Annotated in this window: 16 protein-coding genes; 8 read left to right on the top strand and 8 right to left on the bottom strand. The window is 70.5% G+C overall.

The window, feature by feature from the left end:
• Window positions 1-11 precede the first annotated feature (11 nt).
• Genes AB0903_RS27210 through AB0903_RS27230 form a run of 5 tightly spaced genes read right to left on the bottom strand, consistent with a single transcriptional unit; the run spans window position 12 to window position 4772 of the window.
• The gene (locus tag AB0903_RS27210) at window positions 12-500 is read right to left on the bottom strand and encodes a flavin reductase family protein (protein WP_366707162.1); all 489 of its coding nucleotides are present in this window, start codon (window positions 498-500) and stop codon (window positions 12-14) included.
• A gap of 49 nt (window positions 501-549) precedes the next feature.
• Entirely contained in the window at window positions 550-1578 is a 1029-nt protein-coding gene (locus AB0903_RS27215) for a LacI family DNA-binding transcriptional regulator (RefSeq protein ID WP_366707164.1), read from the bottom strand.
• 25 nt (window positions 1579-1603) lie between these two features.
• A complete protein-coding gene (locus AB0903_RS27220) occupies window positions 1604-2521 on the bottom strand; it encodes a carbohydrate ABC transporter permease (RefSeq protein ID WP_366707166.1) in 918 nt (305 codons plus the stop codon).
• A complete protein-coding gene (locus tag AB0903_RS27225) occupies window positions 2518-3459 on the bottom strand; it encodes a sugar ABC transporter permease (protein ID WP_366707198.1) in 942 nt (313 codons plus the stop codon). Before AB0903_RS27225 ends, AB0903_RS27220 begins: the two co-directional genes overlap by 4 nt.
• A gap of 2 nt (window positions 3460-3461) precedes the next feature.
• Complete coding sequence (locus tag AB0903_RS27230; protein ID WP_366707168.1) at window positions 3462-4772, bottom strand: extracellular solute-binding protein; 1311 nt, start codon at window positions 4770-4772, stop codon at window positions 3462-3464.
• Between the two features lie 195 nt (window positions 4773-4967).
• On the opposite strand from AB0903_RS27230, the gene AB0903_RS27235 reads away from it, so the two are divergent.
• The 7 genes from AB0903_RS27235 (at window position 4968) to AB0903_RS27265 (ending at window position 16165) form a co-directional block, all read left to right on the top strand.
• Entirely contained in the window at window positions 4968-6989 is a 2022-nt protein-coding gene (locus AB0903_RS27235; RefSeq protein WP_366707170.1) for a beta-galactosidase, read from the top strand.
• A 195-nt stretch (window positions 6990-7184) separates the two neighbouring features.
• Window positions 7185-8753 carry a glycosyl hydrolase 53 family protein gene (locus AB0903_RS27240; RefSeq protein WP_366707172.1) on the top strand — a complete coding sequence of 523 codons (1569 nt, stop codon included), beginning with the start codon at window positions 7185-7187 and terminating at the stop codon, window positions 8751-8753.
• A gap of 834 nt (window positions 8754-9587) precedes the next feature.
• Window positions 9588-10871, top strand: coding sequence for an extracellular solute-binding protein (locus AB0903_RS27245; RefSeq protein WP_366707174.1), 1284 nt, complete (start codon window positions 9588-9590; stop codon window positions 10869-10871).
• Complete coding sequence (locus AB0903_RS27250) at window positions 10871-11851, top strand: sugar ABC transporter permease (RefSeq protein ID WP_366707176.1); 981 nt, start codon at window positions 10871-10873, stop codon at window positions 11849-11851. The genes AB0903_RS27245 and AB0903_RS27250 overlap by 1 nt, the downstream gene beginning before the upstream one ends.
• A complete protein-coding gene (locus AB0903_RS27255) occupies window positions 11848-12708 on the top strand; it encodes a carbohydrate ABC transporter permease (RefSeq protein WP_366707178.1) in 861 nt (286 codons plus the stop codon). Before AB0903_RS27250 ends, AB0903_RS27255 begins: the two co-directional genes overlap by 4 nt.
• Window positions 12709-12714: 6 nt before the next feature.
• Window positions 12715-13302 (top strand): hypothetical protein, encoded by a 588-nt coding sequence (locus AB0903_RS27260; protein ID WP_366707180.1) that lies wholly within the window; start codon window positions 12715-12717, stop codon window positions 13300-13302.
• A 124-nt stretch (window positions 13303-13426) separates the two neighbouring features.
• A complete protein-coding gene (locus AB0903_RS27265) occupies window positions 13427-16165 on the top strand; it encodes a Tat pathway signal sequence domain protein (RefSeq protein ID WP_366707182.1) in 2739 nt (912 codons plus the stop codon).
• A 21-nt stretch (window positions 16166-16186) separates the two neighbouring features.
• Here the strand turns inward: AB0903_RS27265 and AB0903_RS27270 are convergent, their stop codons facing one another.
• Together AB0903_RS27270 and AB0903_RS27275 are read right to left on the bottom strand one after the other, a co-directional pair.
• Window positions 16187-17137, bottom strand: coding sequence for a PmoA family protein (locus AB0903_RS27270; protein ID WP_366707184.1), 951 nt, complete (start codon window positions 17135-17137; stop codon window positions 16187-16189).
• Window positions 17134-18276 (bottom strand): Gfo/Idh/MocA family oxidoreductase, encoded by a 1143-nt coding sequence (locus AB0903_RS27275; protein ID WP_366707186.1) that lies wholly within the window; start codon window positions 18274-18276, stop codon window positions 17134-17136. Before AB0903_RS27275 ends, AB0903_RS27270 begins: the two co-directional genes overlap by 4 nt.
• A gap of 586 nt (window positions 18277-18862) precedes the next feature.
• Between AB0903_RS27275 and AB0903_RS27280 the strand changes: the two genes are divergently transcribed.
• Complete coding sequence (locus tag AB0903_RS27280; RefSeq protein ID WP_366707199.1) at window positions 18863-19657, top strand: helix-turn-helix transcriptional regulator; 795 nt, start codon at window positions 18863-18865, stop codon at window positions 19655-19657.
• Between the two features lie 110 nt (window positions 19658-19767).
• Here the strand turns inward: AB0903_RS27280 and AB0903_RS27285 are convergent, their stop codons facing one another.
• Window positions 19768-22338: an alpha-L-arabinofuranosidase C-terminal domain-containing protein gene (locus AB0903_RS27285; RefSeq protein WP_366707188.1), complete on the bottom strand. Its 2571-nt coding sequence runs from the start codon at window positions 22336-22338 to the stop codon at window positions 19768-19770.
• Window positions 22339-22620: the final 282 nt, after the last annotated feature.

A 22620-nucleotide genomic window follows, 5' to 3' on the forward strand; every position in this document is an offset into this window, starting at 1 on the left:
AGTGCACCCGGTCAGGACGCCGGGTGACCGGGGTCCAGGTCGATGACGTCGCGGAGCGTGAGCACGGATCCGCGCGGCACGGAGCGGGCCCCTCCGTCGACGGGCGCCAGGGCGAAACCGACGTGGTCCCCCCAGTCGGCCCGTTCCTCGACCCTCCCGACGAACCAGGCGCAGGCGTCGCCGAGAAGAGGTACGTCCTCGCCCCAGGGCTCCCAGCGCGCCCGGGTGAACTTGTCCACGCGGTCACCGGTCTCGCCACCGAACAGCCGCGCGAGGCCGTGCTGTTCGCGGTCCAGCAGATGCACGCCGAGGAAGGGAGCCCGGCACGCCACGCGGTACGTGTGGTTGGCCTTCGAGAGCCACACCGCGAACCGGACCGGGGTCAGTGAGCACTGCGAGGCGAAGCCGACCAGGCAGCCGGCCCGCTCCCCGCCGGCCGCCGCCGTCACGACGTACACGGGAGGATCCAGCAGGTCGGAGAACCCGTCCACCGCCACCATGGTGCAGCCCCTTCCTACGTCCGACGTGCCGGCCGGGGCCCGCCCCGGGTCAGGCCGAGTCCCGGCGCACCAGCTCTGTCGGCAGTATGACGGCCGCGGGATCGTCCCCACTGATACGCGCCAGCAGCATCCGCACCATCTCCTTGCTGATCCGGTCCCACGGCTGGCGGATCGTGGTCAGCCGGGGCCGCGTCGACAGCGCGGCGGGCGAGTCGTCGAAGCCGCCGACGGCCACGTCCCCGGGCACCGAGCGCCCGGCGCGGCTCAGCACGTCGAGGACGCCCTGGGCCATCAGGTCCGACGCCACGAACACCGCGTCGAGGTCCGGGGCGCGCTCCAGGAGCAGTTCGGCGGCCTGTTCGCCGCTCGCCCTGCTGTAGTCGCCCGTCGCGATCAGCGATTCGTCGGCGGGCAGTCCGCTTTCGGCAAGCGTCTCCCGGTAGCCGGCGAGACGATCGACCCCGCCGGGCGTGTCGAGGGGGCCGGTGACCGTGGCGATCCGCCGGCGGCCGGAGGCGTGCAGGTGGCGGACCATGTCCCGGGCCCCTTCCCGGTCGTCGGCCGCCACATAACCGATCTTGGCCTGCCGGCCGATGGGCTTGCCGCAGGCGACCACGGGCACGCCCGCGGCCTGGAGTTCACCGGCCACGGGGTCGCCGGAGTGGCTGGAGACCAGCAGCACCCCGTCCACGTGGCCCGCCTCGATGTACCGCAGATTGCGGCGCCGTTCGCCCTCGCTGCCGGCGATCATCAGCAGCAGCGGGATGTCCTGTGCGGCGAGCGCCTGGGTGCAGGAGCGCAGCAGCACGTTGAAGTTGGGGTCCTCGAAGAAGCGCTCCTGCGGCTCGGTCAGCAGGAAGGCCACCGAGTCGGACTTTCCGGTGATCAGTGAACGGGCGTGCCGGTTGACGACGTAACCCGTCCTGCGGATCGCGTTGTTGACGGCCGTCTGTGCGGCCGGGCTGACGTAGTGCCCGCCGTTGAGCACCCGGGAGACGGTGCCGCGCGACACCCCGGCCTCACGTGCCACGTCGTGGATGGTGACCGGCCGGCGCCTGCCGTCTGGGCCGCGGTTCATGCTGCGTCTCCTCGTTCCCCTGTGGTCATGACTTTACGGCTCCGGACAGCAGGTCCAGGCTCCAGAACCGTTGGACGACCAGGAACAGCGCGATGAGCGGGACGATGGCGAGCAGCGCGCCCGTGATCACCAGGGTATAGAGGGCGGGTGTGCTGCTGCCCTGGGCGAGCAGGGTGAACAGGCCCACGGTCATCGGGAACTTCTCGTCGTCGCTGAGCATGATGTACGGCAGCAGGAAGTTGTTCCAGATCGCCACGAACTGGAAGAGGAAGATCGTCACCAGGCCCGGCGACATCATCGGGACGCCCACCCTGAGGAAGATCCGCCACTCTCCGGCCCCGTCCATCCGGCCCGCCTCGACGAGTTCCATGGGGATGGCCGCCCGGGCGTAGATCCGCCCGAGGTAGACACCGTAGGGGGAGAGGATCAGCGGCAGCAGCACGGACGGGTAGGAGTCCGTCATGCCGGCCTTCGCCATCAGCAGGTACTGGGGGACGGCGAGGATGACCGGCGGCATGAGCACGCCGGCGAGCAGCACGTTGAACAGGGCCTCCCGGCCACGGAAACGGTAGACCGCGAGCGCGTACCCGGAGACCGCGGAGACCATCGTGGAGAGCACGGCGCCCAGACCCGCGTAGAGGGCGGAGTTGGCCATCCAGCGCCAGTAGATGCCGTCGCGGTAGGCGTCGAGCTCGGTGAGGTTGTCACCGAAGCCGCTGCCGGGCAGGAAGGTGAAGGTGGAGAAGAGTTCGGCGCCGGACTTGGTGGAGGCGACCAGGACCCAGGCGACCGGCAGCAGGCAGTAGAGCGCCCCGAGCAGCAGCGCCGCGGTGGGCAGCAGGGCGACGCGGCGGCCGGGCGGCGGTCCCTGGGAGGTGCCGGGGGTGGTGCCGGCGGCCGGGACGCCACGGCGGCGCCGTACGGGGACGGTGGGCGTGCTCATCGGGTTCCTTGGCGCTTGGCACGGGAGTCGGAGGCCCGCAGCAGGGAGAAGGAGAGGACGAACGTCGCGGCGGCGAGGACCACGGCGGTGGCCGAGGCGGCGTAGACGTTCCCCGCCACGAAGGCGTCGTGGTACACCTTCATCAGCGGACTCCACGTGGTGGAGATGCCGTTGGTCAGCGGCTTGAGCGTGGTCGGCTCGCTGAAGACCTGCAAGGTGGCGATGACCGAGAAGAAGAAGGTCAGCACCAGCGACGGCACCACCATCGGGATCTTGATCCGCAAAGCGATCTGCAGCGGAGTCGCGCCGTCGAGCTTCGCCGCCTCGTACACCTCCACCGGGATGGACCGCAGCGAGGTGTAGATCACGATCATGTTGAAGCCGGTGCCGCCCCAGACCGCGATGTTGGCCAGGGCCACGAAGAGCGGCCCGCCGTCGAGGAGGTCGGGCTGCGGCAGACCCAGCCGCTCGAGGAGGTGGTGGAAGGGGCTGACGTCCGGCAGGTAGAGAAAGCCCCACAGCAGCGCGGCGACCACGCCGGGGATGGCATACGGAAGGAAGATCGTCAGCCGGGAGAAGGACCGCGCCCGGACCCGCTCGCTGTCCAGCAGCAGCGCGAACAGCAGGGCGAGGCCCAGCATCACGGGGACGACGATCGCCCCGTAGCCGAGGACCCGCAGGGCGCCGTGCCCGAGTTCGGAGTCGGTGAGGGCGGCGGTGTAGTTCTCCAGGCCCGCCCAGACCTCGGTCCGGGCGTTCTTGCCCAGGCCGAGGCCCTGGACGTCGACCTTGTGCAGGCTGAGCCAGAGCGCGTATCCGACGGGCAGCGCGAAGAACAGGGCGAAGAGCACGACGGCCGGCAGGAGGAAGCCGTACGGGGCGGTCCTCACCCCGTTCGGCGTCCTTCTTCCCGGTGTCCTTCGGCCCGCGGGGGACATGCTCACTCGGCGACCTCGAAGCCCTGCTTCTCCAGGTCCGCGACGGTGGCGTCCTGCATCCGGCCGAGGGCGGCGCCGAAGTCGGCTCTGGCCTTGGCGGCCTTGCCGAACTCGTCCTTGAAGGTGGCGTACGCGACGTTCACGTTGGGTCCCCAGTGGGCGGGGGCGGCGGTCTTCGCGATCTCGGCGGCGCGGCTGTAGAAGTCGGGCTGGTCGGCGAAGAACTCGGGGGCCTCCACGAGGATGCCGCTGGTCTGGGCGGAGGTGGCGGCGGGGTAGATGCCGCTCTCCTTCACCAGGGCGGCCAGCGCCTCCTGGTCCGTGTTGAGCCAGGTGGCGAACTTCGCGGCGGCCGCCTTGTGCTTCGAGTCCGTGGTGACGGCGGTGGTGGAGCCGCCCCAGCTGCCGGTGACGTTCTTCGTGTCGTACCACTGGGGGAGCGGTGCCATCTTCCACTTGCCCTTGGTGTCGGGGGCCGCGGTGGTCAGCGTGCCGGGCGCCCAGACGGCGCTGACCCAGGCGATCTGCTCGCCCGTGTTGAGCGCCTTGTTCCAGGCGGGGGTGTACATGGGCTGGTTGTCGATGGCGCCCTCGGCGACGAGGCCGCCCCAGAAGTCCGCGACCTTCTTCGTGGCCGGGTCGTCGATGCCGACCTTCCACTTCTGCCCGTCGATGGTCCACCACCGGGCGCCGGCCTGCTGCGCGAGCCCGGCGAAGAGCCCCGAGTCGTTGGAGGAGAAGGTCGTCAAAGCCTTGTCCGGGGCCTTCTTCCTCAGTTCGCGCGCGGTCTTCGCGAACTCCTCCCAGGTGGCCGGGACGTCCAGCCCGTACTTCCGGAACAGGTCGTCGCGGTAGTAGAACATCATCGGCCCGGAGTCCTGGGGCACCGCGTACACGGCGTCGGAGCCCAGTGTGGTCTGCTGCCACACGCCGGGGGCGAACTCGTCCTTCGCGTCGCCGACCTCGTCGGATATGTCGGCGAGGGCGTCGTTGCTCACCAGCGTCGGCAGCGCCTGGTATTCGGCCTGGACGAGGTCGGGGGCCTGCTTCGCCTTGTGCGCAGTGATGATCTTGGTGACGAGGTCGTCGCCGGACGCCTGCTTCTGGACCGTGACCCGGATGTCCCGGTTCTTCTTGTTCCACAGGTCCGCGACCTTGTCCATGCCGGGCGCCCAGGCCCAGTAGGTGAGCTTCACAGGGCCGGACGCGGCCTGTTCGCCACCGTCGGACGAGCCGCAGGCGGTGAGCGCCGTCGTACCGAGGGCGACGGCGGTGGCGGTGGCCGCGAGGCGGCGGTGCAGCGAGTGGGACATGGGCGTTTCTCCCTGGCCGAAGGGCCGGACCGCGTCGGGGCGGTGGCCGGCTCCTGCATCTGTGAGCGTTCACAGTAGAGAAACGTCCCGGACACTTGTCAATGGTTGTTCGTGTGCGGTTATGTTGCGTCATTGCATCGATATGCGTGTGTGCACGTTCCCAGAATGTTTGATTCAACGCCTCAGGAGAGATTCATGCCGGAGACCACTCACCAGGGCCGCGGCCGGCTCGCCTTCGGCGGGGACTACAACCCCGAGCAATGGCCGGAAAGCGTCTGGCACGAGGACGTCCGGCTGATGCGCGAGGCCGGAGTGACCATGGTGAGCGTCGGCATCTTCTCCTGGGCCCTGCTCGAACCACGGCCCGGCGTACATGATTTCGGCTGGCTGGACCGGCTGCTCGACCTGCTCCACGACAACGGCATCGACGCCGACCTCGGCACCCCCACGGTCTCCCCGCCCGCCTGGTTCTACCGCGCCCATCCCGACGCCCTGCCCGTCAGCCGCGAGGGCGTACGCCACGCCTTCGGCTCACGCGCGGCCATCTGCCACAGCAGCCCCGCCTACCGCGAGGCCGCCGCCGCGATCACCACCCGGCTCGCCGAGCGGTACTCCGCTCACCCGGCTCTTGCCATGTGGCACGTCCACAACGAGTACGGCGTGCCCGTCAGCGCCTGCTACTGCGACAACTGCGCCGCCCACTTCCGGCGCTGGCTCCAGGGACGCCACGGCTCGGCCGAAGCCGTCAACGACGCCTGGGGAACGACTTTCTGGGGTCTGCGCTACGGCACGCTCGACGAGATCGACCCGCCGCGGCTCACCCCCACCGCGGGCAACCCCGCCCACCAGCTCGACTACCGCCGTTTCGCGGACGACACCATGCGCGAGAACTTCCGCAGGGAGCGCGACATCCTGCACCGCCACGCTCCCGGCACCCCCGTCACCACCAACTTCATGACCGCGCTCAGCCAGTGCGACACCGTCGACTACTGGGCCTGGGGCCGCGAGGTCGACCTCGTCACCAACGACCACTATCTGATGACCGACGGCCGCCGCACCCACGTCAACCTGGCGATGGCCGCCGACCTCACCCGCTCCGTCGCCGGCGGCGCCCCCTGGCTGCTGCTCGAACACTCCACCAGCGGGGTCAGCTGGCAGCCCCGCAACCCGGCCAAGCGCCCCGGCGAGATGGCCCGCAACTCCCTCGCGCACGTGGCCCGCGGCTCGCAGGGCGCCATGTTCTTCCAGTGGCGCCAGTCCCGCAAGGGCGCGGAGAAGTTCCACTCCGCGATGCTGCCGCACGCCGGCACCGACTCCAGGGTCTGGCGCGAGGTCGTCCGCCTCGGTGCCGACATCGGCTCGCTCGCCGCGCTGAAGGACACCCGCACCGTCGCGGACGTGGCCATGGTGTGGGACTGGCAGTCCTGGTGGGCGCAGAGCCTCGAATGGCGCCCCAGCGAGGACCACGACGCCCGCGAGCGTGCCGACAGCTTCTACGAGGCGCTCTACGACCGGCACCTGACCGTCGACTTCGCCCATCCCGAGGCCGACCTGTCGGCCCACCCGATGGTCGTCGTGCCCGCCCTGTACCTCGCGAGCGAGGAAGCCGGCCGCAATCTGCGCGGCTATGTGGAGAGCGGCGGCACGCTCGTCGTCTCGTACTTCTCCGGCATCGTCGACGAGCACGACGCCGTGCACCCCGGCGCCTACCCGGGGGTGCTGCGCGACGTCCTCGGTCTCACCGTCGAGGAGTGGTCGCCGCTCGGGAAGGGCGAGAGCGTAGGCGTCACCGGGCCCGGCCGGGCGCAGGTCACCGCCGACGTCTGGACCGAGTTCGTCGTCCCGCGCGGCGCAGAGACCGTGTGGACGTACGACGACGGACCGGCCGCGGGGGGCCCGGCCGTCACCCGGCACCGGCTCGGCCGGGGCACCGCCTGGTACGTCTCCACCCGGCTGGACCCGGCCGCTCTGGACACGATCCTCGCCGGCGCCGGTGAGGACGCGGGCATCGCACCGCGCACCGGACTTCCCCGTGATGTCGAGGTGGTGCGCCGCGCCGGTCGGAGCGGCGACTACCTCTTCGCGATCAACCACACGGAACACGACGCCAAGGTGCCGCTGGAGGCACCCGGCACCGAACTGCTCGGCGGCGAGCGAGCCGCAGGGCAGCTCACCGTCCCGGCCGGCGCCGTCAGGGTCGTACTGCTCGACGCCTGACCGGCCGGCCGGGCCGGAACTTCCGGGGGCGGTGTTCCCCGGGCCGGAACTTCCGGGGGCGGTGTTCCCCGGGCCGGAACTTCCGGGGGCGGCGGTTCCCCGGGCCAGACCTCCCGGGCACGGCCGCCCGAGCCGCAGCCGCCCCCGGCAGGTGCACCACCCGTCCTCGCCCACCACCGTCGAAGGGACTCGACGATGCACGTTCAGGCACGACGCACCTCCCGCACCCGGCTGAGAGCAGCGGTCCTGCCCGCGCTCGGCGCCCTGCTGTTCACCGCGCTGCCCGCCCAGCAGGCGGGCGCGGCCTCCACGCTCACCAACACCGGCTTCGAGTCCGGCACCTCCGGCTGGTCCACCTACTCGGCCACCGGCCAGGACGCGGCCTCGTACGCCGAGGCGGGCGGGCACAGCGGCAGCAGCCGCCTCACCCACTGGTCGCCCTCGGCCTATAAGGTGGAGACGTACCAGTACCTGACCGGCTTGAGCAGCGGCAGCTACCGGCTCAGCGCCTGGGTGCGCTCGAGCGGCGGCCAGAACTCCGCGTACCTCGCCCTGCGCAACTGCGGTTCGGCCGAGCAGCGGACCGATCTGCCGCCCACGCCCGACGGGAAGTGGATACGGCTCGTCACCTCCGTCCGGGTGACCGGCGGGCAGTGCACCGTCAGCATCAACTCCGATGCCAGGGCCGGGAACTGGATCAACGTCGACGACCTCACGCTCACCCCCGGCTCCTCCGGGCTCGCGGTCAAGGGAGTCGACGTCTCCATGCTCAAGAAGAGCGAGGACTTCGGCGGCACCTACCGCACCAGCGGCGGCACGGCCGGGGACGCGCTCGGCATCCTCGGGTCCGCGGGCGCGAACTACGGTCGGCTGAAGGTCTGGGTCGATCCGGCCGACGGCTACAACAACAAGGCGCGCGTGCTGGAGATGGCCCGGCGCATCAAGGCCCGGGGCATGAAGCTGCTGGTCGACTTCCACTACTCGGACATCTGGGCGGACCCGGGCGCCCAGACCAAGCCGGTGGCGTGGTCCTCGCACTCGTACGACCAGTTGAAGAAGGACGTGTACGGCCACACGTACGACGTGCTGAACGCCCTGGCGGCGCAGGGCACCACCGCCGACATGGTGCAGATCGGCAACGAGATCAACACCGGCGTGCTCTGGCCCGAGGGCTCCACGGACAACTGGAGCCGCACGGCCGGACTGCTCAAGTCCGGGACCGACGCGGCGAAGGCGGTCTCTTCCTCCACACGAATCGCCCTGCACCTGGCCCACGGCGGTGACAACGGCCTCTACCGCTGGTGGTTCGACAACGCCACCGCGCAGGGTGTGCACTTCGACGTCATCGCCCTGTCCTTCTACGGCTACTGGCACGGAGCGCTGTCCGACCTCCAGGCCAACCTGGACGACATCTCCGCCCGTTACGGCAAGCCGGTCATGGTCGCGGAGACCGCCTATCCCTTCCGCCTGGACAGCGAGGACGGCCACGAGAACATCATCGACCTCCCGGCCGAGCTGGTCGCCGGATACCCGGCGACACCCGCGGGACAGGCGGCCTGGGTGCGCGACGTGATGAACGTGGTGGAGGCGGTGCCCGGCGGGCGGGGGCTGGGCGTCATCTACTGGGACCCCACCTGGACGGCTGTCCCCGGCAACGGCTGGGACCCCACCGACCCGTCGTCCGGCAACGCCTGGGAGAACCAGGCCCTGTTCGGCTACGACGACAGGCTGCTGCCGGCTGCGGCTTGGCTCGGCCACCGCTGATCGCTGCGGCCTGGCTTGCCCACCGGCGATCGCCGCGGCGGCCCGGTGGGCTCGGTGGGCCCGGTGGGCCCGGTGGGCCCGGTGGAGGGGTCCGGGCCAGCCGCCCTGGCCGGAGTCCGAGGGGGCGAAACCACTCCATGAATCGATTCACCCCCCGGTCGCCCACTGTGAGCGAGGGCCGACACCGGGAGGGCCTGGTCGCACCGGACCGCGGCCACGTTTCGTCCGCCACCTTCACGTTTCCGGTGGCGGGGTGCCGGGGTGCCGGTGGAGCCGCGGCCTGCTGCTCGTTCCGGCTCGGCGGGCGTCCGGTGCCCCGGCGGCGCCACGTGTCGCGTCGGCGGGGCACCCGTCTCCCGCCGCTCGGTCGTTGGTTGTGGCTTTCGGTGTGCGTCTGCCTGCGGGGTCGGTAGCCCCGTTGGCCGGTCCGCGCCATGCAGGACAGGGCCGTTCTGTGCGTCACCGTGGCTCCTCGCCTCGTAGGGGCCCCCGTGCCGGGCGGCGCGTCCGGGCGGCGCGTCCGGGCGGCGCTGGACGTGCCGCCCGGCGGGACGGTTCCACATCGGCGCCGACGAATCACCACGCCCCGGTCCACCGGCGCCGGCCTCGCCCGCCGGGACGCGCACAAGGGCACTGGCGCGTGCTCTGGGGGTCCGTTACGGTCGTACAGCATCTCGCATGATGTTCGATATGCCGGACGCTGTGAGCGGAAAATTCGACGTCGCCCAAACCGTTGACGCGCTCTCGCCGCGCCCCTACATTGCCTGGCAAGCGCTTTCCTGAAACGATTCATTCATTGAACGGTCATCAAGTCATCATGGCGAGAGGTGCATCATGCGTATGTCCAGGCATGTGGAGAGGCGGACCTTCCTCAAGGCGGCCGGCGCGTCTCTTGCCGGTGCCGGCCTCACCGCCGCCGGCTGCGGCGCGGGCAGCGGCTCTTCCGGCGGCCCCGTGACCATCCGCTACGCATGGTGGGGTGCGGACGACCGGGCCGAGAAGATCAACAAGACCATCGCCCTCTTCGAGAAGAGGCACCCGAAGATCAAGGTCAAGACGGACTTCCAGCAGTACGCGGACTTCTGGAAGAAGTTCAACACCCAGGCCGCGGGTGGCAACCCGCCCGACGTCTTCCAGAACGCCGTCGGCTTCCTGCGCAAGTACGACGCCAAGCGCGTGCTGCTCGACCTCGGCCCGCAGGCCGAGAAGGGCAACCTGGACCTGGCGAACTTCCGGGCCGGCCTGGAGAAGTTCGGCGAGATCGAGGGCAAGCTCCTCGGCGTCCCCGTCGGCTCCAACTCGATGGGCTGCATCATCGACGAGAAGGTCTACGAGAAGGCCGGCGTCACCCCGAAGACGGGCTGGACCTGGGAGGACTGGGACGACGCCCTCATCAGGATCCACGACAGGGCCGGGAGGGCCGGCGACTCCGGGCCCTACGGCATCATGTACCTCTACGACCTGGTACTCCGCCAGGACGGCAAGGCGTTCTTCACCGAGAACGGGCTCGGATTCACCGAGAGCGATCTCGTCCCGTACTGGACGGAGGCGATGAAGCGCGTCAAGTCCGGGCTGTACGCCGACCCGAAGAAGGTCGAGCAGATCAAGCCCAAGTCCGCTCTCGCCCAAGGACTGGCAGGCGGCGAGTTCACCTGGGACAACTTCACCGCCCGCTACACCGCGGAGGGCGACAGCTCGTACGCCATCGCGCCCATCCCCACCAAGGACGGCAAGCGGACCGGTCAGTACCTCGGTTCGCTGATGCTCAGCGGCAGCGCCCGCACCAAGCACCCGGCGCAGGTCGCGGCCTTCATCAGCTTCATGGTCCACGACCCCGAGGTCGGGCAGATCATGGGATACGACCGAGGGGTGCTCTCCACCACCGAGCAGTTCGAGGCGTTCCGTCCCACCGACCCGGTCAGCAAGAAGATCGCCGCGTACGAGCAGCAGATCGCCGACGCCGGTGTGCTGGAGCCCATCACCCCGCATCCCGCCGGTGCCGATGTCGTGGAGGCGGCCTTCCTGCGGGTCGCCGGTGACATGGCGCTCGGCAAGGCCCCCGTCGAGAACTCCGTGAAGCAGTTCTTCACCGAGGCGAAGACGGCTCTGGGCTCCTGATGGGCAGCCCCACCGCGACGAAGCCCGGGCCGGCCGAACGGCAGGCGGGCCGCCCGCTCCCCGCCCGCGGCACCGCCCCGCCCGCCACCCGGGGCCGCCGGCGGCGGGACGGACTGGTCGGCTATCTGTTCATGACGCCGTGGATGGCAGGCTTCCTGCTGCTCACGGCGGGCCCGATGGTCGCCTCGCTCTATTTCGCCTTCACCGACTACGACCTCTTCGCCTCCCCGGAGTGGATCGGCCTCGGCAACTTCACCGAGATGTTCGCCGACCCGCGCTGGCGGACCTCCGTCGAGGTCACCGTCGAGTACGTCCTCATCGGCACCCCGCTGAAGCTGCTCCTCGCCCTCGGCGTGGCGCTGCTGCTGGCGCAGAGCCGGCGCGGCCAGTCCTTCTACCGGGCCGCGTTCTACGCCCCGTCGCTGGTCGGCGCCAGCGTCTCCGTCGCCATCGTGTGGCGTGCGCTCTTCTCCGACGACGCCGTGGTGGACCGGGCCCAGTCGTTCCTCGGCACGGACGTCGGGGGCTGGATCGGCGACCCGGCGTGGATCCTCTACAGCCTGGTCGCGCTCACCGTCTGGCAGTTCGGAGCGCCGATGGTCATCTTCCTGGCGGGACTCAAACAGGTGCCGCGGGAACTGTACGAGGCGGCCCAGGTCGACGGCGCCGGCCCCTGGCGGCGGTTCTGGAGCATCACGCTGCCGATGATCTCGCCGGTGATGTTCTTCAACGTCCTGCTGGAGACCATCCACTCCTTCCAGATCTTCGGGTCGGCGTACATCGTCAGCAACGGCACCTGCGGGCCGGCCGACGCCACGCTCGTCTACACCTGCTACCTGTACCAGCAAGGCTTCGAGAACAGCCGGATGGGCCTGGCCTCCGCCATGGCCTGGATGCTGCTCCTCGCGGTCGGCCTGGTCACCGCGGTGCTGTTCTGGTCCCAGCGGCGCTGGGTGCACTACGAGGAGGCGGCCCGATGAGCGGCACAACCACCACCGTCCGGCGGCGTCGCACCGGCTCGCTGAGCTGGCACCTCGGCGCGCTGGCACTGCTCGGCGTCGTGCTCTATCCCGTCGTCTGGGTGATCGGCGGTTCGCTCAAGCCGAGCGGTGACATCGTCGGCAGTCTCGACCTGTTCCCCACCGAGCCGATCGTCGACAACTACCGGCGGCTGACCGAGGGCATCGCCGACATTCCGATCTCCACCTTCTTCCTGAACTCCACACTGCTCGCGCTGGGTTCGGTGGCCGGCGTTCTCCTGTCCTGCTCGCTCGCCGCATACGCCTTCGCGAAGATCAGGTTCCCCGGGCGGAACCTGATGTTCGCGTTGATGATCGGCACCCTGCTGCTGCCGTACCACGTGATCCTGATCCCGCAGTACGTGCTGTTCCAGAAGATGGAACTGATCAACACCTATGTGCCGCTGCTGCTCGGCAAGTACCTCGCCACCGACGCCTTCTTCGTCTTCCTCATGCTCCAGTTCATGCGGAACCTGCCGAAGGAACTGGACGAGGCCGCCAGGCTCGACGGCTGCGGGCATCTGCGCATCTACTGGTCGATCGTGCTGCCGCTGTGCCGGCCGGCCCTCATCACCAGCGCCATCTTCACCTTCATCAACGCCTGGAACGACTTCATGGGCCCGCTGATCTATCTGAACGAGCCCGAGAAGTACACCGTCTCGCTCGGCCTGAAGATGTTCATCGACCAGGACGCCGTCGCCGACTACGGCGGCATGATCGCCATGTCGCTCGTCGCGCTGCTGCCCGTGCTGGCGTTCTTCCTCGCCTTCCAGCGCTACCTGATCGACGGCATGGCGACCTCCGGCCTGAAGGGCTGACCGCCCGTGGCAGCGCGATCCGCGACCCCTCACGCCTCCCGGCTGTCGACCGGCTTCGGTGTCTTCGCCGAGTGCCTGCTCACCGGCGTGTGGATGACCCTCGCCGCACTGCCGCTGCTGACGGCCCCGGCCGCCTTCGCCGCCGGGACCCGCCATCTGCGGCGCCATCTGTGCCACGACGCGTCCGGGTGGCGCCTGTTCGCGGCCGACTTCACGGCCGCGGCGCGCGGCGGCTGGCTCGTCGGAGTGTCCGGCCTCGCAGCGCTGTGGCTGACCTGGCTGAACCTCACCGCCGTACGGGCCGGGCTGCCCGGCGGGCCGCTCACCGGCACCGTCGGCGTCCTCGCCTTCATCGGCGCCGTCGTCGCGGTGCTGCGCGCGGCCGCCGCCTGGCACCCCGGTTCCCGCTGGCGCGACCTGCTGCGCGCGGCGGCTCGGCGCACCGTGCGCGACCCGGCCGGGTCACTGCTGCTGGTCGGAGGATTCGCCGTGGTGGCGGCCTCCGCCTGGTTCATGCCGCCGCTCGCCGTCCCGGTGACCGGCGCCGTCGCGGCGGCCGCGGTGGCCGTCGAGACACGGTATGCCGCCCGCTGATCGCCCTGCCCGTTCCGCCGGCCCCTCTGCCCGTACCGCTGTCCGTCCCGCTGATCCCCTTGTTCGTACCGCTGTCCGTCCCGCTTCTTCTTCCCGCCCGCACGGTCGTATGGAAGGAATTGTCATGTCCCCCATCTCCCGCAGATCCCTGCTCTCGGCGGCCGCGGCCGCAGGCGCGGCCGCCCAGTTCAGCTGGGCCCTCGGCAGCAACACCGCCCAGGCGGCGCCGGGGGCCGAGGCCACCGGCCCGCAGCCGGTGACCGTGAAGTGGCTGGAGGCCGACGGGCTCGGGGCCGCCCCTGGCACCACGCTCGGTGTGCCCTGGCCCAAGGGCGCCCACCCGAAGGACCAGACCTTCTCGCTGGCCACCCCCGACGGCAGGGAGGTCCCGGTCCAGTCGTGGCCGCTCGCCCAGTGGCCCGACGGGTCCCTGAAGTGGTCCGCCCACGCCATCGGGCCCGAGAGGACCGCGGACACGTTCACCCTCACCGCGGGCAGCCCCGCCGCACCCGCCCGGCGGGTCACCGTCACCACCACGGGCGGCACGATCACCGTTGCCACGGGCGTCATCACGGCGAAGCTCGGCAGGAGCGGATCCAGTCTGGTCAAGTCCGTCACCCGCGGCACCACCGAGATCGCCAGGGACGGACGGCTCGTCCTGCTCCGCCAGAGTGAGATCGAGGACGGCGACCAGGGCAGGGAGACGTACGAACGCTTCGAGAGCGTCATCCGGGAGACGCGGGTCGAACAGGACGGCCCCGTACGCGCCGTCGTCCGCATCGACGGCAAGCACCGCCGGGGCAACCGCAGCTGGCTGCCCTTCTCCGTCCGCCTCTACTTCTACGCGGGCGCCGAGTCGTTCCGCATGGTGCACACCATCACCTACGACGGCACCCAGGAGCCGGGCAAGGCGAGCGGCGACTTCATCCGCGGGCTCGGCGTCCGCTTCACCGTGCCGATGCGGGACCCCGCGTACGACCGGCACATCCGGCTCGGCGGCGACGGCACCGGCATGCTGCGCGAAGCCGTGAAGGGCGTCACCGGGCTGCGCCGCGACCCCGGAGCGGCCGTCCAGGCAGCCCAGTTCGAGGGCCGGAAGCTGCCCGACCCGGCCACCTGGGACCAGCGCGTCACCAGCCGGCTCCACCTGGTTCCCGACTGGGGCGACTACACCCTCAGCCAGCTCTCCGCCGACGGCTTCACCGTGCGCAAACGCACCAAGAAGGGCCACGGCTGGATCGCGGCCGGCGGCGGCCGGCGGGCCTCCGGCTTCGGCTACGTCGGCGGCGCGAGCGGTGGCCTGTCCTTCGGCCTGCGCGACTTCTGGCAGAAGCACCCCGCCGGACTCGACATCCGCGGTGCCCACACCGACAGCGCCGAAGTCACCCTCTGGCTCTGGTCGCCCGAGGCCCAGCCGATGGACCTGCGCTTCTACCACGACGGCCTCGGCCAGGACACGTACGAGGAGCAGCTCGAAGGGCTGAACATCACCTACGAGGACTACGAGCCCGGCTTCGGCACCCCCTACGGCATCGCCCGCACCGGCGAACTCCTCTTCTGGGCCCACGACTCCACCCCCGGCGCCGGAACCCTGGCGAAGGAGACGGCCGCCGTCCGCACCCCGCCCCAGCTCGCCGCCCCGCCGGCCCAGCTCGTGTCCGCCAAGGTCTTCGGCGGACTGTTCGCCGAACCCGACCGCTCCACCCCGGCCAAGGCGCGGATCGAGGACCACCTCGACTTCCTGTTCACGTACTACCGCGACCAGGTGGACATGCGGCGCTGGTACGGCTTCTGGGACTACGGCGACATCATGCACAGCTACGACCCGGCCAGGCACCAGTGGCGCTACGACGTCGGCGGCTACGCCTGGGACAACTCCGAACTCTCGCCCGACCTGTGGCTCTGGTACGCCTACCTGCGCTCGGGCCGCGCCGACATCTTCCGGTTCGCCGAGGCCATGACCCGCCACACCGGCGAGGTGGACGTCTACCACCTCGGTGAATGGGCCGGCCTCGGCACCCGGCACGGCATCCAGCACTACGCCGACAGCGCCAAGCAGCAGCGCATCGCCAACACCACGTACCGCCGCTTCTACTACTTCCTGACCGCCGACGAACGCACCGGCGACCTGATGCACGCCAACGTCGACTCCGACGAGACCTTCCTCGCCCTCGACCCGCTCCGCAAGATCCGCACCGAGCCGTACACCCCCGACCGCAACGCGCTGTCCATCGGCTTCGGCACCGACTGGAGCGGACTGGTGTCCGCCTGGCTCACCGAGTGGGAACGCGGCGGCCCCAAGGCGGCCAAGGCGAAGGCCAGGGTGCTGTCCACGATGGAGACGATCGCCGCCCAGCCCAACGGCTTCGTCCAGGGCAGCGGCCTCTACGACCTGGACACCGGCCGGTTCGCGGTCGCCGAGGAGCCCAAGGTCGGCGTCTCGCACCTCTCCGCGGTCTTCGGACTGAACGAGCTGTGCGCCGAACTGATCGACCTCGTGGACATGCCGGAGTTCAAGGAGGCGTACCTCGACTACTGCCGGTACTTCAACGCCACCAAGGCGGAGCAGGCCGCGCGCTACGGCTCGCACTTCGGGTCGCTGATCCTCTTCCAGGGCCACTCGCGGCTCGACGCGTACGCCGCCGTGCAGACCGGTGACGAGAAGCTGGCCCGCCGTGCCTGGGAGAAGTTCTACAACAGCGACGGCTACAAGGAGTCGGCCCCCTGGGTGACGGAAGAGGTCGGCGGGCCGGTCACGCTGGTGCCGGGCAGTGAGGCCAACTGGGTCCACACCAACGACACCGCGCTCTACGGCCTCGCCGCGATCGAGAACCTGGCGCTGCTCGGCGACCGCATGCCGTAAGCCCTTCCGTGAACGGCGACGTCACCAGGACCGCAGGTGGGACTCGATCCCCCTGCGGTCCAGTGCGCCGTCGGCCACCACGATCCGGTAGCGGTAGGAGAAGGCGGCGCCCGGCGGGAGCGCGAACTCCTCGTGGAACGCCCAGGAGAAGGCGACCGTCGGGGTCGGCTCGGAGCGGACGAACCAGTGCGACGACGGGTGCATCGCGCCCTCGTTCTCCGGGGCGTGGGCGAAGACCAGGGTGCTCTGCGCGTCGACGCCGTCGTGCGTGCCGGTGAACGCCAGCCATGGCGTACGACGGCCCATCAGCGCGGCGGCCCCCGCCTCCCCGTCCCTCTGCTGACCGTCCTGACCGTCCTGACCGTCCGGGCCGAACACCTGCCCGCCGGTGAAGTCGCGCGGCCCACGCCAGTGCAGCCCGGTGTAGCCGGCCGCCTCCCGCCCGGCGGTCGTCGGCGAGCCGAAGCGCAGCGGCTCGTCATGGACATTGGTGAGGTGGATGGACCAGTCGAGTGCCCACGACCCCTGCTCCGGTTCCACGGAGTGCACGGTGAGCGTGCGTCGCTCCCGTGCCCATTCGGCCCCGCCGTTCTCGATCCAGGTGAGCCGCTCGGCCAGCGTCAGCCGGTCCTCCTCGGCCGTCAGGGCCTCGAAACGGTCGTGCCGCATCCAGCCGATCCGGTCCGGCAGCGCGAGGTAACCCTCGCCGTGCACATAGGAGTTGCCGCCCCAGAAGTTCTGCCCGGACAGATGGCTCGCCGTCATCTGCAGGCCCTTGTGCCAGCGGTGGTCGCTGGGCCGGTAGCCCGTGACCGGATGGCCGGACAGGGTGCGAAGGGGGTGGACGTACGGCTTGCGTGACTCGAACACCTCGGGATCGGGCCGGTAGACGTACGTCATCAGCTCCACGCCCTCGCAGGAGACGACGACCTTCTCGCCCATCGCGTGCGTGACCTGGACCGGCGCGCTCATCGGACGCCGCCAGGGGTGCGGGCCGGTGCCCAGTCGGGGTGATTGCCGTGCATGGCTGAGTAGTACGGGTCGGCGGGGGTGATCTCACCGGCCCGTACGGGCAGTCCGGTGAAGGCCGCCTTGTACAGGGCGGCGACGAACTCCAGGGTGCGGCGGGCGTCGGGCCCGCCGCCGGGCGGTCGTGTCCCGGCGCGCATCGCCGCGAGTACGCCGGCCAGCTGGGCCGAGTGCGAGCTCGGCACCTCGGCGGCGGGTGTCCGCCAGCTCTCGACGCGCGCGCCGTCGGCGGCGGCGTGCGGGGCGGGGGTGTAGCGCCAGTCGTCGTTGGAGTGACCGTAGAGGTGGGTGAGTTCGACGGTGGCGTCGGCGCAGTCGATGCGGATCCGGCTGACCTCCTGCGGGGAGACGACGCTGTTCACGACGGTGGCCATGGCGCCGTTCGCGAAGCGCACGAGCGCCGTGGAGACGTCCTCGCTCTCCACGGCGTGCACCAGCCGGCCCGCCATGGCGCGTATCTCGGTCCACTCGCCGAGCAGATGCAGCAGCAGGTCGATCTGATGGATGCCGTGCCCCATGGAGGGGCCGCCGCCTTCGGTGGCCCAGCGGCCGCGCCAGGGGACGGCGTAGTAGTCCGTGTCGCGGTACCAGGTGGTCTGACAGTGGGCGACGAGCGGCGTGCCGAGCTTCCCGGCGGTCAGCAGTTCGCGGGCGTGGGCGGCGCCGGAGCCGTAGCGGTGCTGGAAGACGGCGGACAGGTAGGGCCCGCCCGATCCGTCCGGCCCCTCGGCCGCCGCCATCGCGTCGAACTCGGCGAGCGACAGGCACAGCGGCTTCTCGCACAGCACCCAGGCGCCCGCCCGCAGCGCCTCGACGGCCTGCTCGCGATGGAACGCGGGCGGCGACGCGAGCAGCACCAGATCGGGCCGGGCGGCGGCCAGCATCTCGTCGACGCGGGCATGGCCTTCGACGCCCGCGCCGGCGGCGGCGCAAAAGTCGTCGAGCTGCGCCGTGTTCACATCGACGGCGGCGACCAGTTCCACGGCGTCGGCGTGGTCGGCCAGGGCGGGCAGATGGCTGCCGCGGGCGATGGCTCCGGTGCCGACGACGGCGGCACGCAGCCGGCCTGGGGAACGGGACATGGGATGCTCCTCATGGAGAGCGTAGAAAGCGCTTGCCGTCAGGCACTTTACGGGTGGGGTCCGTGGCGGGACAAGGGGCAGGCGGGCGGCGCGCGGGCCACGCCCAGGGCACCCATGAAGACACCTCAGCCTCAGACGCTGCCGAAGCCCAGGGGCCCCGCGCTGGATCATGACCGCCCCGAGCGGCTGCGGCCCGGGGAAGCCGTGGGCCTGAAGGAGGTTCGGGCCCGCCTGCCCCGAACTCAACGTGCCGTGACGGGGCTACCGAGTGACATCCCACGCCATGCGTCTCATGAGGTCGGAGTTGGTCCCGGCTTCGAAGCCACCTGCCACGAGTCGAAGCCGCGAAAGCCGAGCGGGTGACGGCACGACCGCTGACTTCAGTCCGCTGACGCCCCGAGCCCCCAGCTCACGCCGGGATTGAGAACACGCGGAGAACAGGCCGCGGCTGGTGATCGCACGGAGCGCGCACGCAACAGGGCCTGCCCCATACCCTGACAGTGTCGAGCTGTAGGAGAGGGGCAAGGCCATGTCATCCGATGCTACCCCCGACCCGTACGCCAACCCGTTGGCGTTCGGGCAGCGCATGCAGATTCTTCGCGAGCGCCGGGGTGTCAGCCGGCTTGTTCTCGCGGGCCTGTTGGGCGTGTCACCGTCGTGGGTGAAGAAGGCCGAAAGCGGCGAGCAGCACATGTCGAAGCTCCCAACCGTCCTGCGTGTCGCCGAGGTTCTGCGCGTCCGCGATCTTGCGGACCTCACCGGCGATCAGTCCATGCCCGTCGACCTGTTCATCGGCCCCGGACACCCGCGCCTTGCCGCGGTCAAGGCCGCCGTCGACCGCTTTCCGTTCAACGCCGATCGCCCGGCACCGCCGGCCGAGCACCTGAAAGCGCGGCTCGCCCTCGCCTGGGCGGCCCGGCACAAGGCGCCCAACCACCGCGAGGTCATCGGCGGCCTCTTGCCCGACCTGATCCGTGACGCTCAACTCACCGTGCACCAGGCCGACACCGCGGCCGAGCGGCGCACTGCACGAAGCGGAGTGCACGACATACGGCGAGAGGTCCGGTGCAACACAAGGTCGTCGGCTCCCTGCGGAGACCTGGGCCGTCAAGCACACGGGGGAGCGACCCGTGCACCGCAGCTTCCGGGCCACCGCGACGTCGTTCTGGCGCGTGAGCCCCGCCGCGGGCAACCCGTACGGCGAGGTGACGTCATGACAGCGATGGGCGGCACGCGTATCTGCGTCCGGTGCGACCGACCGATTACGGGGGAGGCTGAGACGGGGCCGCAGCTGTGGGCGACCAGCGGCGCCCGCCCGGACGATCAACGGCACCGCGACGACGACCCCGAGTGCTGCACCCGCACAGTTCGAGACCCCTGACGCCGCGCCCCGGGCCACGCCCTCGTAGGTGGCGACGGCCTCCTCGCCCGGCGTGGGCGTGCCGCGCCCCGCCGTTCAAGGGGCGGGGCGCGGCACGCGGGGCCCTGCGGTCAGGCTCGGGGCGCAGTGGCCTTGATCCGCAGGAACGTCACGGAGTTCGGTGGGAAGGTGTGGCTGAAGGTGTTGTCCACGCCGCGCAGCACCGAGCGCTCGGGGCGGATCGGGGTGGCCGTGGCGGTGTTGACGGCGTCCGGGTCGCCGGCGAGCGTCGTCAGCCGGGCGACCGGTGAGACGTCGGTCCGCCGGCCGAGGTCGATACGGGTCCGGGCCGCCGCGTCCTGTGCGTTGACGACCTTGACGACGAGTTCGCCGCGGGTCCGGTCGTACGTCACGACCTGGCGGAAGGGCTCGGCCGGCTCGTCCGTGAAGCTGCCCCATTCCTTGCCGTCCAGGAACAGCGTCACCTGCCGGCCGCGGATCTGTATCCGCAGGTCGTACTCCTGGCCCGTGGTGATCGTCGTGCCGTCCTCGACCACGGCGTTCTTGGCGCCGTGCTCGGCCTGCTCCACGGCGGAACGGGTGTTGCCCCAGCCGCCGAGGTTCCACCAGTAGTGGTTGCCGGTGTCCTTGACGCCGAAGGCGACCAGGAAGCCTTCCCGGCCGGTCTTCTTGGTGGCCTTCACCCGCAGGTCGTAGTTCTGCCACTGCGGGTCGCCGGCAGTCACCATGGTGTCCTCGGCGGTGGCGTCGGACTGGACGAACGCCCCGTCCTCGATCTGCCAGGAGCCGCGGCCCGCCGCCCTGGTCCACTGGGAGTCGGTGCCGGAGAAGTCGTCGTGGAGGAGGGTGCGGCCGTCGGCGGAGGTGACGGAGACGTCGTCGTACGAGGCGCTGGTCGCCCAGGTCGACAGCCCGATCGCACCGGTGATGCCGGCCTCGGCCGCCGGGGTGCCCGACGCCTCGCTCGGCACGACGTGGTCACCGACGTTGTTCATGAAGAGCTTCTGCGTCTCGTAGTTGGCCGAGCCCCACGACCGGTGGTTGTCGAACCAGATCATGTTCGGCTGCCACTGCACGTAGTCCTCGTTGGCGAGCAGTGGTGCGTAGGACGCCATCTTCACGATGTCCGCGTTGCGTTCGAGGCCGGTCATGAACGCGGCCTCGGCCAGGGCGTTGCGGAAGCGGTTGTCCCGGGAGGCGTACTCGCCGAGGAACACCTGGGGGCCCTCGCGGTCGTAGGAGTCGTAGCGGTCGTTGTTCTCCAGGAACCACGACGGGTTGTTGTAGTAGTGCTCGTCGACCATGGCGACACCGGCCGCCCGGTTGAGTTCCCAGGCGCGGTCGAACACGGCGCCCGTGTCGTCCGGGCCCGAGTTGCTGATGACGGTGATGTCCGGGTACCGCGCCTCGATGGCGTCCCGGAACTGTGTGAAGCGGGCCATGAACTCGTCGGGGAGGTTCTCCTCGTTGCCGACCGCGAGATGCGTCAGGCCGAACGGCAGCGGATGGCCCATCGCGGCACGCTCGGCGCCCCAGGGCGAGGTCCTGGGCCCGTTGGCGAACTCGATGAGGTCCAGAGTGTCCTGGATGTGCCGTCGGAGCAGCTCGGGGTCGTCGGTGGCGCGGTTCTGGCCGCAGCCGGTGACCAGCGCGGGGACGACGGGCACGGGCATGGCGCCGATGTCCTCGGCGAACTGGAAGTACTCGTAGTACCCGAGGCCGTAGGACTGGTTGTAGCCCCAGAAGTCGGCGTTGGTCGCGCGCTGCTCGACGGGCCCGATGGTGTCCTTCCACTGGTAGGAGCGTCTGCGCTCCCAGTCGGGCGCCTCGTACGCCTCGTGGCTTCCGGTGTTGACCAGGCAGCCGCCGGGGAAGCGCAGGAAGCCTGGCTTCAGGGCGGCGATCTTCTGCGCGAGGTCGGCGCGCATGCCGTTCGGCCGGTTCTTGTACGTGTTCCTCGGGAAGAGCGAGACCATGTCGAGCCGGAGTGTGCCGGAGCCGCCGGCGCTCACGGCGAGCCGGCCCTCCGTGCTGGTGCGGCTCGCGGTGAGGGTGCCCGTGTAGCGGGTCCAGCGGTCGTTGCCGGCCTTGAGGGTCAGCGGCTTCGCGAGGGGTCCCGAGGTGTCGCCGAGGGAGACGGTCAGCGGCGTGCCGCCGGCCCGGTCGGTGCGTGCCCACACCGAGAAGTCGTACCGCTGTCCGGCGCGCACCGCGATACCGGAGTTGTAGCCGCTGTTGGCGAGTCGGACACCGGCGCCGGGCCCGTCGAGTGTCACCCGCAGATAGCGCCTGTTGCGTTCGTTCAGGCGGCCGTCGTCGTCGACGACCTCGGCGGTGGCGGCCCCGTCCGTGGTCGCGGTCCACGAGGTCAGCGGGGTGTACGAGGCGTTGTCCGCGCGGTCGTACTCGAAGGAGCGGTTCTGTACGAGCTCGGCGTACAGGCCGCCGTCCGCGGCGCGGTTGATGTCCTCGTAGAAGATGCCGTACATCGAGTCGCCGATCGATGCGCCGCGGCCGGACGGATCGACGGTGAGGGTGTAGTCGGTGACGGCCGCGTCGGAGGCGGTGACCGGGCCGGCGCCGAGGGTGCAGACCAGCAGGATGCCCGTGCAGAGACGGGGCCACGGCTTCGTCCATGGGCGTCGGGAGGGCGCGCGCGTGCTTGTCGGGCGGGTTGCCATGGGGCTCCTAGAGACAATACGTTCGAGATCGCGAACGTTGTGCGAAATTGCGCATGGCGAGCATGGGGGAGCCGGTCCCGACGCGTCAATACGGCGGTTTGCGCGGGCTGTTGACATGTCGCGGGTCCGGTCGTTGACTTACGCGCACCTTCTCGAACGTTGACCGATATTTCGAACAGAGTCGCTGTCGAGCGGCCGCCAAAGGAGTGATGAGGAACCATGACCACCAGCAGGCGCGCCGTCCTGGCCGCGGCGGCGGCCGCGGGCGCGGCCGCCGCCGCG

The sequence above is a fragment of the Streptomyces sp. NPDC048389 genome (assembly GCF_040706335.1).
GTDB lineage: Bacteria > Actinomycetota > Actinomycetes > Streptomycetales > Streptomycetaceae > Streptomyces.